Raw genomic sequence first — 13,829 nt, forward strand, 5'->3', positions numbered from 1 at the left:
GGAGTACCTGTTTCTCAGAGCAGAATCCAGCCGGCGGGAAAGAGTTCGTCGACATAGACCCGGCGCAGCTCGTCGCGGGCGAACCATTTACGCGGGGCGATGACGTGGCGGTCCGGGTTGCGACTGAGCCACGCGCCCCACCAACTGAAGCTCGAATTGGCGATGACATGATGGGCGCAGCGGCTCATCAGGTGAAGATCCTGCTCGCGGCTCTGGCCCTCGATCAAGATGCGGCGGGGCAGGGTGCGCGTCAGATCATCGGCAGCCGAAATGTCGTCGGAAAAGACCAGCCAGGTCGCCTCCGGCACCAGGCGCGCCATCAGCCCGGCCGCGCGGCTGTAGTGCTCGGTGCCGAGCAGGCCATGGGTGGCCGTGGTCTTTGCGTTGGCGGCGTAGTCGCCGCGCCGCACATGCAGGCACACGCTGGTGGGCAGGTCGGCGAGCGCAAGGCGGGCAGGGTCCAGGGTCGCGGCGACGTGGTCGAGCGAGAACAGCGCGCGGATGTCATCCCGGCAGTCGGCGAAGAACTGCTCCGACTGGAAATATCCGGACAGATAGGTGCCGGGGCCGAGGCCGGAAAAGCCGTCGCCGTGGCAGAAGTCCTTCTGGACATAGCGCGGACCGGCCCACAGCTTCTGCCGCTTCTTGCCGCTGCTGCGCCCCAGTGCGCCCAGCACGCGCGCCTTCAGCGAGGTCGTGTCGGGCTGCCAGATCCGTGGTGCGAGGCCGAAAACGTCGAGGCCGAAGGCGGCATGGGCCAAGTCCAGCTCCAGCGGATCGACGAGCAGTTCGACGCCGAGGCGCTTGGCCAGCGCATGGCCGGCGGCATATTGAAACATCTGGTTGCCGAGCCCGCCCCAGATCCGAACGCAGACCGGGGCGCCGTCTTGCACCTTGCCCGTCTCCGTCCGTTTCGTGCCCCCGGCCGCCATCTCTCGCCCCGCTGCTGCTGCATCGCTCTTGTTAGTCGGCATCGGGACGTCGAACAAGCGGGCTCCTACCAGGGATGTATCTCGCCGTTCCATTGCAGGAAACTGCCAGTGTCCGCCATCGACAGGCGGGTGGCGACGGAAAAGATGCCGGCGGCACTCTCCTGCGGGTCGATCTCGGCGCTGCCGCCGCCCATGCTGGTGCGCACCCAGCCCGGATGCATCACGACGACGCAGATGCCATCCGCTTCGAGATCGATGGCCAGTCCCTGCATCGCCTTGTTCACCGCCGCCTTGGAACTGCGATAGGCGTAGCTGCCGCCTCGCGGACGGGCGAGCGATCCCATCTGGCTGGAAATCGTGACGATGCGCGGATTCGCTGCCCGCCGAAGCTGCGGCCGCAACGCCACTGCCATGCGCATCGGCGCCAGCGTGTTGACCTGCAGCTCGCGCTCCCAGGCGGCGAAGTCGAGATCGTCGAGCGCCTGGTGCGGATTGAGCACGCCAGCATTGTTGATCAGCAGGTCGACGGGCGCCTCGCCAAGCGCCTCGGCAAAGGCGACGACGGATCCGGCATCGGTCACATCGAGCGGGTGGACGGTCAGGCGATCCGGATGGCCGGCCGCGAGGTCGGCCAGTGCCATGGCGCTTTCGGGCGCACGGCAGGCGGCATGGATACGCCAGGCCCCGTCGGCGAGGAAACGGCGCACGAGCTCCAGTCCGATGCCGCGATTGGCGCCGGTGACGACGAGTGTGGAGGTGGCAGGGGAGGTCATGGGCGGGACTCCGGCTGGCGGCGCTGCGCGCGCGGGCGCAATGGCGAGACGATGACAGGCTTGGTAAACGCGGCTACAAGGTCGCGCAAGCAGGCGTTGGCCCCAACGGTCGGCGCAAGAGGCCTTCAAGACGGATTGCAGCGATGAGCAGCGAGCGGATAGCCCCTTTCCTCGGAACCTGGATCCTTGATCTCGACGAGAGCGAATTCGATCAGAGCGAGTTGCCGCAAGCCGCTACCTGCCGCATCGAGGAGGAGTTCGGCCTGGTGAGCATCCGCATGTCGATCCTTTCGGCGAGCGGTGAGGAGATCGGCGGCGAGATCACTGGTGTGCCCGGTGCGCCGGGCGCGCGCCTGTCGGAAAGCGGGCTCGCCGACAGGCTGCTGCTCTATTTCGAGGACGAGTACACGCTCACCTCGGAAGCGAAACGCGGCGATCTCACCTTGATGACGGCCCGGAGACGGCTTTCCGATGACGGGCAGAGCCTGGAGGTGGAGCAGAGCGTGGTGGTGCCCGGCCAGGGGCCGGTGATCAATACCGGCATCTATCGCCGCGCCCAGTAGCAGCGGCAGCATCGGCGCGGTCAGATCAGGTCGGGCCAGCGCATCAGGGCGAGAATCGCACCCCAAAGCAGCAGCGACAGCAGGCCGGCAAGGCGGAAGCGGGAGATGGTGCCGCGCGAATCAACCTGATCGAGCAGCCGCCAGGCCGGAACCAGACGCAGCAGCAGCGCGTTGACGGCCAGAGCGGCCAGCAGCCCGGCCTTGACCTGGAACGCAGGATCGGCAGCGACCGCGAACGGGCGTGTCGACATCAGCGCGATTCCGCTCGCCAGCGCAAGCAGAAGGCCGACGAGGGCGGTCTGGCCGAGGACGCGGGCAAGATCGGCCAGCGGCGCATTGCGCCAAAACCCGATCAGCCGCAGGTTGAGCGGCAACAGGGCGCCGACCAGCACCAGCGCGCCGAAGAGGTGTACGGCGGCGGCGGCTTCGCGCAGCTTCGCGGATCCCGCCATGGTGCGGGCAAGCTGCGACGAGCCGAGAAACTCGAGAAATGGGGCGATGTCGGGCATGTCCCTTTCCACTTTCCGCGAAACCGTCGATCCTTCGCAATAGCCTGATTCCGTGTCCGGGTCCTGTCGACGGACGGGATTTCGGCGGGCGAGGGCGATTTTTGTTGCAAGGCCGGGCAGGGCGGATACGCATCGAAGGTTGCAATAGACCTCTGGCCGGCAGTCGGACGAAGCGGAGGACTGGCGATGAACGTGCTTTCGCATGTGCGCCCAGGCGACGAGATGGCGGCAACGCGGATCTATGCGGCCGGCCTGATCCAGAAGCTGCGGCCGTTTTTCGGCAGCGTCGACGCGGCGGCGGAGTTTCTGGCACCGCATCTGCAGCGTGACCGGGGTGTGATCGCGCTGGTCGATGGCCGGGTCGTCGGCATTGCCGGCTATCGTCTCGACGGCCACGGGTTGTTCGAGCCGAAGTGGCGGCATTTCCGCAGGCGTTTCAGCCTGCTCGGCACGGCGATCCGGATGACGGGTCTCGCCCTGCTCGACAAGGAGGAGCAGGAGGATGTACTGCCTATGGACGGGATCGCAGTGGCCGAGGAGGTGCGTGGCATGGGGGTTGGCAGCGCGTTGCTGGCGGAGATTGTCGCCATTGCCCGGCGCGCGGGCAAGCGCGCGGTGCGGCTCGACGTCGTCGACACCAATCCTCGGGCGAAGGCGCTCTATCTTCGCCGCGGCTTCGTCGTCGAGGGGCGGCGCCGGCTCGATCTGCTGCGACCGGTCTTCGGCTTCGCCACCGTGACGGTCATGCGGTGCCATCTCGATAGGGATACGGGACCCGTATGAGCGCGGCGGATGAGGAGGCGACCTGCGGACAGCCGCAAGCGGCAATCGCGAGAGCGCCCGGCCAACTGGCGCCGGAGGCGGCCGAGCGCGTGCCGCAAGCGCTGGACCGGGCGGCGATGGCGGTGGTGCTGCTGCTCGTCGCGGTCTTTGGGCTGGCGCAGGGCCTGACCTATCCGTTGCTCTCGTTCATCCTGGAGCGGCAGGGAACCCCGGCCTGGCTGATCGGCAGCAATGCCGCGATGATGGCGCTGGGCCTCATCGTCTCCGCCCCCTTGGTGCCACAACTGGCGATCCGCTTCGGCGCGGCGCGGCTGGCGATCGCCTCTGCGCTGCTGCTGGCGGTGCTGTTCGCGCTGATCGGCGCGGTGCAGTCGCTGTGGCTGTGGTTTCCCGCCCGCTTCCTGCTCGGCGTCGGCATCAACGGGCTCTACATCTCCAGCGAGACCTGGGTGAACCAGTTGGCGCCCGACCGTATCCGGGGCCGCATGCTCGGCCTCTATGCGACGTCGCTGGCCGGTGGTTTCGCGCTGGGTCCGGCGACGCTGGCGGTGACCGGCACACAGACCCTTGCACCCTTCGTCGTCTGTATTGCCGTCTGTCTGATCTGCGCGGTGCTGATCGCCTCGATCCGCCACCGGCTGCCGCGCTTTGCCGCCGGCGAGAGCGGGTCGATCCGCATGGTCGCGCCGCTGATCCCCTTCCTGCTGGTGGTGACGGCCATAGCCGCCGCCTTCGACCAGGCGATCCTGACGCTGTTTCCGGTCTACGGTCTCGGCCATGGCCTTGACGAGACCTCTGTGGCGACGGCGCTGGCGGTGCTGATCGTCGGCAACATCGTCTTCCAGGTGCCGATCGGCACGCTCGCCGACCGCTGGGGACCGCGCCTCGTCATGGTGGTGCTGTGTCTGCTGACCATTGCCGGCGCGATGCTGCTGCCGGCGCTGATCGACACGACGTGGCCGCTGTGGGCGATGCTCTTCGTCTGGGGCTCCTCGGCCTATGGGGTCTACACGATCGCGCTGATGGAGCTCGGCCGCCGCTTCACCGGCGCGATGCTGATCGCCGGCAATGCCGGCTTCGCCGTGATGTGGGGCGTTGGTGGCTTCACCGGACCGGCGATTTCCGGTCTTGCCATCGATTTCGTCGGTCTTTCCGGCTTGCCGATGCTGCTCGGCGGCGTCTATGTGCTGCTGCTGGTCGCGACGTTGATGCGGCGGCGCCCGGCCTGAACGGTCTGCTCAGTGGCCAGCGGCCAGCGCGCCCTGCACCCGCGTGTCGGAAGCCCCGGCCAGACCGTTCTCCACCGCCATCACCGACTGGGTCGACCCCATGGTGGCGCGCTCCTCCACCGTGTGGCCAAGCCCGCGCAGGATCGCCAGCGTGTCGGGCGAGAACCCTTCCTCGATGCGGATCTCGTCGGGCAGCCACTGGTGGTGCATGCGCGGGGCGGCGGTCGCCTCGGCGATGTTCATGCCGTGATCGATGACGTTGAGGACGATCTGCAGCACCGTGGTGATGATGCGGCTGCCGCCGGGCGAACCGGTGGCCAGCACCGGCCGGCCGTCGCGAAACACCAGCGTCGGGCTCATCGAGGAGAGAGGCCGTTTGCGGGGGGCGACCGCGTTGGCGTCGCCGCCGATCAGGCCATAGGCGTTCGGCACGCCGGGCTTGGCGGAGAAGTCGTCGAGCTCGTTGTTGAGCAGGATGCCGGTGTCGCCGGCCATCATGCCGACCCCGTAGGAGAAATTCAGCGTGTAGGTGTTGGACACCGCGTTGCCCTGACCGTCGACCACCGAATAGTGCGTGGTCTCCTCGCTCTCGTACGGAGCCGGCATGCCGGGGGCGAGGCGGTCGGCGGGCATGGCTCGCTCAGGGTCGAAGTCGGCCATGCGCGAGGCCGCGTAGGCCTTCGAGGTCAGGCCCTTCACGGGAATATCGACGAAATCGGGATCGCCGAGAAATTCCGAGCGATCCGCATAGGCGCGCTTCATCGCCTCGGCCATCACATGCAGCGTGGCCGCCGACCCGGCGCCGGAGGCGGCAAGGTCGAACGGCTCCAGCATGTTGAGGATCTCGATGAGATGAACCCCGCCGGAGGAAGGCGGTGGCATGGAGACCACCTTATAGCCGCGATAGGTGCCGGAGACCGGCTCGCGCCATTTCGCCTCGTAGGCGGCAAGGTCCTCCGCCGTCATCGATCCACCGGCCTCGCGGACCCGCGCGGCGATGGCCTCGGCGACGGCGCCCTTGTAGAAGCCGTCCGGCCCCTCGTCGGCAATCGTCTGCAACGTGGCCGCAAGCTGTGGCTGGCGCAGGGTCTCGCCGGGCTCATAGAAGCCGCCGTCGGCCTTGTAGAAGGTCGCGAGCGCGGCGGGGTCCTTCGACAGGCGCGAGTGGACCTGCCTCAGCGAGCCGGCAAGGTCGTCGGAGACGGGAAAGCCGTCGCGGGCCAGCCGGATCGCGGGAGCGAGGAGTTCGGCGAAGGCGAAGCGGCCGCTGCCGTAACGGGCATGGGCGGCATGCAGGCCGGCGACGGTGCCGGGCACGCCGATGGCAAGTCCGGAATAGCGGGACTTCTCGCTGTCGGCATTGCCGTCGGCGTCGAGGAACATGTCACGCTCCGCAGCGGCCGGGGCGAGCTCGCGATAGTCGAGCGCTTGCGTCTCGCCGCTTTCGGCCATATGCAACAGCATGAAGCCGCCGCCGCCGATATTGCCGGCGCGCGGCAGGGTGACCGCAAGGGCGAAGCCGACCGCGACGGCGGCGTCGACCGCATTGCCGCCGGCGGCGAGAATGTCGCGGCCGACGCGGGTTGCCGTCGCCTCCTGGCTGGCGACCATGCCGCTGCGGGCAAGCACGGGGTGAAAACGGTCGGAGCCGGACAGGATCGGGGCCGGGGCCGCGTCCTGGGCGAAGGCCGGGCCGGCGGCCAGGCCGATCGCCGCGACGGCGGCAAGCGCGAAGCCGGCGAACCTGCCGGTGCGTCTGGTTACTGCGCGCATGTCAGCCTCCGGATACAGTAAGGGAAACACCAGTCTGTCGCCAAAAGCGGCGGAGAGCTACCCTTGACAGTTCCCCGGTTGGCAGTTCCGTTGGGGCAGAGTGAAGGCAGCGGAGGTGGGCAGGATGGCGAGAGACAGGTCGCGGACGCGTCGCGGCGCGATACGGGCGATGGCCCTTGCCGGGATTGCGGGCGCCGGTGTGGCAGGCTTGTGCGCGGCAGCGCAGCCCGGAGTGACCTGGGCGGCGGATGCCGGGACGGGACTCGAACTCTCCCGCACATGGTGCGCGGCGTGCCATCTGGTGGAGGAGGGCCAGGCGGGGCCGGGCAGCGACATCGCACCTTTCACGGAAGTCGCGCGCGATCCGGACTTCGATCCGGACCAGCTCGCGGCCTTTCTGGCCGCGCCGCATCCGAAAATGCCGGACATGTCGCTGACCCGGCGGGAGATCGCCGATATCGGCGCCTATATCGCGAGCCTGCGCCGGCCGTGACGGCCGTGCCCCGGTAAGGGGACGCGGCCGTTTCCGGCCGCGTCAGAGCGATGCCTCGCCCGCCTAGGGCCGCGTCAGGCGGCGGCCTTCTTCGGGGTGATCAGACCGCGATTGACGAGCACTTCCGCGATCTGCACCGCGTTCAGCGCCGCGCCCTTGCGCAGGTTGTCGGCGACCACCCACATGTTGAGGCCGTTCTCGATGGTGGCGTCCTCGCGGATGCGGCTGACATAGGTCGCGTCCTCGCCGGCGCTCTCGTAAGGCGTGACGTAGCCGCCGTCCTCATGCTTGTCGACGACCAGCACGCCCGGCGCCTCGCGCAGGATGTCGCGCGCCTCCTCGGCGGTGATCGGACGCTCGAACTCGATGTTGACGCTCTCCGAATGGCCGATGAACACCGGCACGCGCACGGCGGTGCAGGTGACCTTGATCTTTGGGTCGAGCATCTTCTTGGTCTCGGCCAGCACCTTCCACTCTTCCTTGGTGTAGCCGTCCTCCATGAAGACATCGATATGCGGGATGACGTTGAAGGCGATGCGCTTGGTGAACTTCTCCGGGGTGATCGGATCGTTCACGAAGACCGAGCGGGTCTGGTTGAACAGCTCGTCCATGCCGTCCTTGCCGGCGCCGGAGACCGACTGGTAGGTGGAGACGACGACGCGGCGGATGGTCGCCGCATCATGCAGCGGCTTCAGCGCGACGACGAGCTGGGCGGTCGAGCAGTTCGGATTGGCGATGATGTTCTTGCGGGTGAAGCCGGTGATGGCATCGGCGTTCACTTCCGGAACGATCAGCGGCACATCGGCGTCGTAGCGCCAGGCCGAGGAGTTGTCGATGACGACGCAGCCCTTGGCGGCGATCCTCGGCGACCACTCCTTGGAGACGGCGCCGCCCGCCGACATCAGGCAGATGTCGACATCGGAGAAGTCGAAATGGTCGATGGCCTGGCAGGTCAGCGTGCGGTCGCCGAAGGAGACGTCGACACCCTGCGACCGACGGGAGGCGACAGGCACGACCTCGCGGGCCGGGAAGCCGCGCTCGTCCAGAATGTCGAGCATCTCGCGGCCGACATTGCCGGTCGCACCGACCACTGCGATCTTGTAAGCCATTGGTATTCAGTCCTCTCTTGCCGCTCCCCGCCAACCCGAAGCCGCCATCCATGCGGGAGCCTCAGGTCCGTTCGGTCCCCCATCGGACCCGGGGGAGCGCGGGTCGAGAGGGCCGTCAGGCGGTCGTTTTGCGGGTCGTCGTCGTGGTCGTGCCGGCGCACGCGACACCATTCGCGGCTTTCGTCGCGGCGAACGGGGCGTTGGAAAGGGCGCGCGGCTTCGGCATGGGATCCCTCGCGGATCCGGACGGGAACTGTCCGAACCTCGACGGCGACTAGATGCCGTCATGCGCGACCATTGTCAACATGGCCGTGCGGCATCGGCGTTCGAAGGATCAGCCGTCCATGCGGAAGCGCAGCAGCAGAGTGCGCTGCAGGATCGAGCGGTTGTCGTCGGAAATGATGGTCAGGATCGTCTCGCCGGCGGCGTTGCGATGAACGGCGATGCCTTCCATGTTGTCGATCTGATCAGAAAACCCGGCCTCCAGCAGCACGCGGCCAACCACCAGGGCGCCGGGCTTCAGCTCGCTTGCCGGGAGCAGGCGCACGCGCATGCCGATGCCGTGGCGCAGGGTGAAGCGCCGCTCCAGCAGCAGCAGGTCGCCGGTGTCAAGAAAGACCGCGTCGGTGGCGTCGTAGGAGTCCTGGCGCAACACGGTGAAGGTGCCGGGCGTCGGACCGCCGAGCAGGAAGCCGGGCAGGTTCGCGTTGAATGTCTGGCCGCGTTCGGAGATTACCACCAGCGTGCCGGCGAGCGGGCCGTCATTGGCATAGGCGACCGCCTCCATGCCCTTGTTGTGGCGCAGGGTCTGCAGGGCCGGCGGCAGGTCCAGCGCCCGGCCCGGGGTCCGCAGGTCGCCGAGCGGATAGGGATAGGCGTAGATGGCGTGATAGCGTTCGGTCGCCATGTAGAGTTCGCCGCTGCCGTCCGGATTGCGGCGCAGGGTCAGGGCCTCGGCATCGCCGCGGCCGCTGTCGATGAGCGGCCGCCCGTCCGGCCCGATGATGGCGCTGAGGCGTGCGTCGCGCAGGGCCAGCGGCCGCCCGTCCGGATCGCTGTCGATCGTGGCAACCAGCCACAGGCCATTGTCCGAAACCGCGATCATGTCGCGGCCGTCCGGGCTCAGGACCAGGCCGGAGAGGCCGCCCATGTGGCGGTTGCCCGAGAACAGTTCCAGTCCGCCGATGAAGGTGAGCTCGCCGAAGCGCGGCTCGTCGGCGCGGCCGACCCGGAAGGCGTCGATCGGCTGGGCGCGGATCACCACGTCCTGGAGGGGAACGTCGATGATGGCCGCCGCCGGGCCTGGCGCCAGCGTCCACGCGCAAGCGCAGAGGGCGGCGGCGAAGGCCGCGGCAAGGCGCGACGGGCGCGGGCGGGCGGGCAGCGCGGTGGCCATCGTCTCAGCGCGCCGCGCGGCGCCGTCCGCGACCACCGCGCGACGGTGCCTGCGTCTGCTCGTCGAACAGATCGGCGAGCTGGTCGGTCATGGCGCCGGCCAGTTCCTCCGCATCGACGATGGTGACGGCGCGGCGGTAGTAGCGGGGGACGTCGTGGCCGATGCCGATGGCGATCAGTTCCACCGGCGAGCGGGTCTCGATCTCCTCGATGATGTAGCGCAGATGCCGCTCGAGATAGTTGCCGGGGTTGACCGACAAGGTGCAATCGTCGACCGGGGCGCCGTCCGAGATCATCATCAGGATCTTGCGGGCCTCGGGGCGGCCGAGCAGGCGCTTGTGGGCCCAGTCCAGCGCCTCGCCGTCGATGTTCTCCTTCAGCAGGCCCTCGCGCATCATCAGGCCGAGATTGCGGCGGGCGCGGCGCCAGGGTGCGTCGGCGGACTTGTAGATGATGTGGCGCAGGTCGTTGAGGCGGCCGGGCTGGGCCGGCTTGCCGGCGGCAAGCCACGCCTCGCGCGACTGCCCGCCCTTCCAGGCGCGGGTGGTGAAGCCGAGGATCTCGACCTTCACGCCGCAGCGCTCCAGCGTGCGGGCCAGAATGTCGGCGCAGGTCGCGGCAACGGTGATCGGCCGGCCGCGCATGGAACCGGAATTGTCGAGCAGCAGCGTCACCACGGTGTCGCGGAAATTGGTGTCGCTCTCCTGCTTGAAGGCGAGCGGCTGCATCGGGTCGGTGACGACGCGGGTCAGGCGCGCCGTGTCCAGCATGCCCTCCTCCAGGTCGAAGGACCAGGAGCGGTTCTGCTGGGCGAGCAGCTTGCGCTGCAGGCGGTTGGCCAGCCGGGCGACGGCACCCTGCAGGTTGACCAATTGCTTGTCGAGATGGCTGCGCAGGCGGTCGAGTTCGGCGGTGTCGCAGAGTTCCTCGGCCGGCACCGTCTCGTCGAAGCGGTTGGTGAAGACCTTGTAGTCCGACGTCGGCGGCAGGTTGGAGAGCGGCAGCTCACGGCGCCGGCTTTCGCCGGGCTCCTCGGCCTGGTCCGCCTGGTCGTCCTGGGTCAGCTCCTGCAGGTCGCCGTCGAGGCCTTCGGTCTCTCCCGCCTCGGTCTCCTCGCCGGAGAGTTCCATCTCCTGCGGCGCGCCCTCGTCCTCGCCGCTTTCCTCCTCGCCGTCGGCGGAGGTCTCGCCGCGCTCGTTGCGCCCCTCGGCGTCTTCGCTCTCGCCGTCCTCGTCCTCGCTCTCCTGGCCGATATCCTCGTCCATCTCGAGAGAGGTCAGCACCTTGCGCAGGCGCTTGGCGAAGTCCTGCTGGTCCTCGATCCGGTCGGCGAGCAGGTCGAGCGCCTCGCCCGCCTTTTCCTCGATCCAGCCGCGCCACTGGGCGATCATCGGCTCGGCGCTTTTGGGTGCCGGCCGGCCGGTCAGGCGCTCGCGCACCATATAGGCGATCGCCTCCTCCAGCGGCGCGTCCTCGCGGCTGGCGACGTCGGCATAGGCGGCCTTGCGGCTGCGGTCCTCCAGCATGGCGGAGAGATTGTCGGACACCCCCGGCATACGGTTGGCGCCGACCGCCTCGCAGCGCGCCTGCTCGACCGCGTCGAAGATGGCGCGGGCCGTCTCGCCCTGCGGCACCAGCCTGCGGTGCAGGCCGGGGTCATGACAGGCGAGCTTGAGCGCCATGGCGTCGCCGAGGCCGCGCGTGACGGCGATCTCGTCGGCTGTGAGGCGCCGCGAGGGCTCCGGCAGGCGGGCCGTGTGGCCCGACAGCGACGGCTTGTCGGAGGAGAAAAGCACTTCAAGCTCGGCGTCGGCGGCGATGGCGCGCATGGTGTCGCCGATCGCCCGCTTCAACGGCTCGCTCGTGGGCCTGCTCTTCTCGGAGGGCGGATTGCGCATGGGACTGCCGGTCAGCTCATCACCACGTTGGCGGCGGACTCGGGCAGTTCCTCGCCGAAGCAGCGCTGGTAGAACTCGGCGACCAGCGTGCGCTCCATCTCGTCGCACTTGTTGAGGAAGGTGACGCGGAAGGCAAAGCCGACATCTTTGAAGATGTTCGCGTTCTCGGCCCAGGTGATGACTGTGCGCGGGCTCATCACGGTCGACAGGTCGCCGTTGATGAAGGCGTTGCGGGTCATGTCGGCGAGGCGAACCATGCGCGAGACGATCTTGCGGCCCTCGTCGTTCTGGTAGTGCTTCGACTTGGCCAGGACGATCTCGACCTCGTTGTCATGCGGCAGGTAGTTCAGCGTGGTGACGATCGACCAGCGGTCCATCTGACCCTGGTTGATCTGCTGGGTGCCGTGATAGAGGCCCGACGTGTCGCCGAGGCCGACCGTGTTGGCTGTCGCGAACAGGCGGAAGGCGGGATGCGGGCGAATCACCCGGTTCTGGTCGAGCAGAGTGAGGCGGCCGGACACTTCCAGCACGCGCTGGATGACGAACATCACGTCGGGGCGACCGGCGTCGTACTCGTCGAAGACCAGCGCGATGTTGTTCTGCAGTGCCCAGGGCAGGATGCCGTCCCGGAATTCGGTGACCTGACGGCCGTCCTTGACGACGATGGCGTCCTTGCCGACCAGGTCGATGCGCGAGATGTGGCTGTCGAGGTTGACGCGCACGCAGGGCCAGTTGAGCCGCGCGGCGACCTGTTCGATATGGGTCGACTTGCCGGTGCCGTGATAGCCGGTGACCATGACGCGGCGGTTATGGGCAAAGCCGGCGAGGATCGCCAGGGTGGTCTGCCGGTCGAAGAGATAGTCCGGGTCGAGATCGGGCGTGTGCGCCGACGGCTCTCTGTAGGCGGGAACCGTCAGGTCGCTGTCGATGCCGAAGGTCTCGCGCACGGACACCGTGGTATCCGGCAGGTGTTCGACGGGCAGGGTCTTGTCAGTCATCTTTCCTCCGCTGGCCCGCTGCCTGGCGGGATCCGCGATGTCGTGCACAGCGCTCCGCGAGATGCGGCGGCGCAAAATTCGAACCAGACCCTATTGCCAGAGCCCCGTTCGGCCAAGTGAAAACGCCTCGTCGCAGGCGGCGCTGGCGCGAATTGCGCCGGGAAAGGGATCTCCCCGCGACGGGAGACCGCTCGGCGTCCGCAGCCTGAGGCGATCCGGAGATCCGGGAGATCTCCGATTTCATAGCCGATCCGGACCAACTGGCAAGCCCGCTTCGGCGCGCGGCGGCGGATCGGCTCAGCAGAAGCCGGCCTTCTTCAGCAGCGAGTAGGCATTGATGATCTCGCGCAGCCGGTCCTCCAGCGAGCGGTCGCCGCCATTGGCATCCGGGTGCAACTGCTTCACAAGGTCCTTGTAGCGGGTCTTGATCTCGGCATCGCGGGCATGGTGCGGCAGGCCGAGCGTGTCGAAGGCACGGGCTTCCAGTTGCTTGAGTTTCGGAGCCCGTGCGCCGCTGCCGGTGGTCTTGCCCGATCCCGTGCGCCGGCGGGCTTCGGCGCGTGTCCGGGCCGCCTGACGGGGATCGACATCGGACCAGGCGCGCGCGCCTTCGTCTGCCGTCTTGGCGTTGACGCCCATCTTCCAGGTGGGGCGGTGACCGGTGAGCGCGTCGCGCTGGTAGGCTCGCGTCTCGTCGTCGTCCATGCCGGCGAAATAGTTGTAGGACTTGTTGTAGTCCCGCACATGGGCAAGGCAGAAATGGTAGTATTCGCCGTCCGCATGCCGTCCCTTGGGCGCGCGGTGGGTGCCCGGCTCGTCGCAGCCCTCCCACTCGCAGATCCGCTCGCACGCGAACTCTTCCTCGGCGCGAAGGCGCTTCGGGCTGATGCGGATGCGGTCGAAAATGTCCGAAGGCACCGGTCCTGGTCCAGTTTCCGTGATCTGCGGGGCGGGAATATACGGCTGTGGCCGCGACGATCCGCATAAATAGGGGGAGTGTGGCTCGTTCGGCAAGGTCTTGACGGCGCCGAAAAGTCTGTCACATGGAAGGCATGAGCATCCGGGACCTGATCGAACAACGCCTGCGCGACGCCTTTGCCCCGCAGAGCCTCGAGGTGATCGACGAATCCGAGCGGCACCGCGGACATGGTGGCTGGCGCGAGGGCGGCGAGACCCATTTCCGTATCCGCATGGTCGCCGCGTCGCTGGCCGGCCAGAGCAGAGTGGCGCGCCACCGGGCGATCAACGACTGCGTCAAACCGGCCTTCGATGCCGGATTGCATGCCCTTGCGATCGAGGCACGTGCGCCCGATGAGCGCGACCCGCGGGGCGGCGGCCCGGCCTCTTTGGCCTGAACCGGTGGGAAGACAAGGG

Annotated in this window: 14 protein-coding genes; 5 read left to right on the forward strand and 9 right to left on the reverse strand. The window is 68.1% G+C overall.

Annotated features, from left to right (window positions below):
- Window positions 1-14 precede the first annotated feature (14 nt).
- The gene (locus tag P2PM1_RS16815) at window positions 15-893 is read right to left on the reverse strand and encodes an alpha-1,2-fucosyltransferase (RefSeq protein ID WP_186399842.1); all 879 of its coding nucleotides are present in this window, start codon (window positions 891-893) and stop codon (window positions 15-17) included.
- Between the two features lie 104 nt (window positions 894-997).
- Window positions 998-1,705, reverse strand: a complete 708-nt coding sequence (locus P2PM1_RS16820) for an SDR family oxidoreductase (RefSeq protein WP_186399843.1) — start codon at window positions 1,703-1,705, stop codon at window positions 998-1,000.
- Between the two features lie 143 nt (window positions 1,706-1,848).
- Here P2PM1_RS16820 and P2PM1_RS16825 point away from each other — a divergent pair, with 143 nt between their 5' ends.
- The gene (locus tag P2PM1_RS16825; RefSeq protein WP_186387727.1) at window positions 1,849-2,268 is read left to right on the forward strand and encodes a hypothetical protein; all 420 of its coding nucleotides are present in this window, start codon (window positions 1,849-1,851) and stop codon (window positions 2,266-2,268) included.
- Window positions 2,269-2,288: 20 nt separating this feature from the next.
- On the opposite strand, the gene P2PM1_RS16830 is transcribed toward P2PM1_RS16825, so the two are convergent.
- Window positions 2,289-2,777: a hypothetical protein gene (locus tag P2PM1_RS16830; RefSeq protein WP_186399844.1), complete on the reverse strand. Its 489-nt coding sequence runs from the start codon at window positions 2,775-2,777 to the stop codon at window positions 2,289-2,291.
- A 186-nt stretch (window positions 2,778-2,963) separates the two neighbouring features.
- On the opposite strand from P2PM1_RS16830, the gene P2PM1_RS16835 reads away from it, so the two are divergent.
- Together P2PM1_RS16835 and P2PM1_RS16840 are read left to right on the forward strand one after the other, a co-directional pair.
- Window positions 2,964-3,560: a GNAT family N-acetyltransferase gene (locus tag P2PM1_RS16835; protein ID WP_186399845.1), complete on the forward strand. Its 597-nt coding sequence runs from the start codon at window positions 2,964-2,966 to the stop codon at window positions 3,558-3,560.
- Window positions 3,557-4,789, forward strand: coding sequence for an MFS transporter (locus P2PM1_RS16840; protein WP_186399846.1), 1,233 nt, complete (start codon window positions 3,557-3,559; stop codon window positions 4,787-4,789). The genes P2PM1_RS16835 and P2PM1_RS16840 overlap by 4 nt, the downstream gene beginning before the upstream one ends.
- Before the next feature lie 9 nt (window positions 4,790-4,798).
- On the opposite strand, the gene ggt is transcribed toward P2PM1_RS16840, so the two are convergent.
- On the reverse strand, window positions 4,799-6,562 hold the full coding sequence (gene ggt, locus P2PM1_RS16845) for a gamma-glutamyltransferase (protein WP_186399847.1): 1,764 nt from the start codon (window positions 6,560-6,562) through the stop codon (window positions 4,799-4,801).
- Between the two features lie 169 nt (window positions 6,563-6,731).
- On the opposite strand from ggt, the gene P2PM1_RS16850 reads away from it, so the two are divergent.
- Window positions 6,732-7,055, forward strand: coding sequence for a cytochrome c (locus P2PM1_RS16850; RefSeq protein WP_186399848.1), 324 nt, complete (start codon window positions 6,732-6,734; stop codon window positions 7,053-7,055).
- A gap of 74 nt (window positions 7,056-7,129) precedes the next feature.
- On the opposite strand, the gene P2PM1_RS16855 is transcribed toward P2PM1_RS16850, so the two are convergent.
- The 5 genes from P2PM1_RS16855 to P2PM1_RS16875 form a co-directional block, all read right to left on the reverse strand.
- Window positions 7,130-8,164, reverse strand: a complete 1,035-nt coding sequence (locus tag P2PM1_RS16855; protein ID WP_186399849.1) for an aspartate-semialdehyde dehydrogenase — start codon at window positions 8,162-8,164, stop codon at window positions 7,130-7,132.
- Between the two features lie 334 nt (window positions 8,165-8,498).
- Window positions 8,499-9,560, reverse strand: a complete 1,062-nt coding sequence (locus P2PM1_RS16860; protein ID WP_186396025.1) for an esterase-like activity of phytase family protein — start codon at window positions 9,558-9,560, stop codon at window positions 8,499-8,501.
- A gap of 4 nt (window positions 9,561-9,564) precedes the next feature.
- Window positions 9,565-11,457 (reverse strand): cobaltochelatase subunit CobT, encoded by a 1,893-nt coding sequence (gene cobT, locus P2PM1_RS16865; protein WP_186399850.1) that lies wholly within the window; start codon window positions 11,455-11,457, stop codon window positions 9,565-9,567.
- A gap of 11 nt (window positions 11,458-11,468) precedes the next feature.
- Window positions 11,469-12,455, reverse strand: coding sequence for a cobaltochelatase subunit CobS (gene cobS / locus P2PM1_RS16870; protein ID WP_186399851.1), 987 nt, complete (start codon window positions 12,453-12,455; stop codon window positions 11,469-11,471).
- A 297-nt stretch (window positions 12,456-12,752) separates the two neighbouring features.
- A complete protein-coding gene (locus P2PM1_RS16875; RefSeq protein WP_186399852.1) occupies window positions 12,753-13,373 on the reverse strand; it encodes a J domain-containing protein in 621 nt (206 codons plus the stop codon).
- Between the two features lie 134 nt (window positions 13,374-13,507).
- On the opposite strand from P2PM1_RS16875, the gene P2PM1_RS16880 reads away from it, so the two are divergent.
- Window positions 13,508-13,810, forward strand: coding sequence for a BolA family transcriptional regulator (locus tag P2PM1_RS16880; protein ID WP_186387716.1), 303 nt, complete (start codon window positions 13,508-13,510; stop codon window positions 13,808-13,810).
- Window positions 13,811-13,829 lie beyond the last annotated feature (19 nt).

Origin of the sequence: Stappia sp. P2PMeth1 (assembly GCF_900185735.1) — a bacterium.
Taxonomy (GTDB): domain Bacteria; phylum Pseudomonadota; class Alphaproteobacteria; order Rhizobiales; family Stappiaceae; genus Stappia.

Coding starts and splice junctions, on each gene's coding strand:
- P2PM1_RS16820 (WP_186399843.1), bottom strand. CDS start 1,705: ATGACCTCCCCTGCCACCTCCACACTCGTCGTCACCGGCGCCAATCGC.
- P2PM1_RS16825 (WP_186387727.1), top strand. CDS start 1,849: ATGAGCAGCGAGCGGATAGCCCCTTTCCTCGGAACCTGGATCCTTGAT.
- P2PM1_RS16830 (WP_186399844.1), bottom strand. CDS start 2,777: ATGCCCGACATCGCCCCATTTCTCGAGTTTCTCGGCTCGTCGCAGCTT.
- P2PM1_RS16835 (WP_186399845.1), top strand. CDS start 2,964: ATGAACGTGCTTTCGCATGTGCGCCCAGGCGACGAGATGGCGGCAACG.
- P2PM1_RS16840 (WP_186399846.1), top strand. CDS start 3,557: ATGAGCGCGGCGGATGAGGAGGCGACCTGCGGACAGCCGCAAGCGGCA.
- ggt (WP_186399847.1), bottom strand. CDS start 6,562: ATGCGCGCAGTAACCAGACGCACCGGCAGGTTCGCCGGCTTCGCGCTT.
- P2PM1_RS16850 (WP_186399848.1), top strand. CDS start 6,732: ATGGCCCTTGCCGGGATTGCGGGCGCCGGTGTGGCAGGCTTGTGCGCG.
- P2PM1_RS16855 (WP_186399849.1), bottom strand. CDS start 8,164: ATGGCTTACAAGATCGCAGTGGTCGGTGCGACCGGCAATGTCGGCCGC.
- P2PM1_RS16860 (WP_186396025.1), bottom strand. CDS start 9,560: ATGGCCACCGCGCTGCCCGCCCGCCCGCGCCCGTCGCGCCTTGCCGCG.
- cobT (WP_186399850.1), bottom strand. CDS start 11,457: ATGCGCAATCCGCCCTCCGAGAAGAGCAGGCCCACGAGCGAGCCGTTG.
- cobS (WP_186399851.1), bottom strand. CDS start 12,455: ATGACTGACAAGACCCTGCCCGTCGAACACCTGCCGGATACCACGGTG.
- P2PM1_RS16880 (WP_186387716.1), top strand. CDS start 13,508: ATGAGCATCCGGGACCTGATCGAACAACGCCTGCGCGACGCCTTTGCC.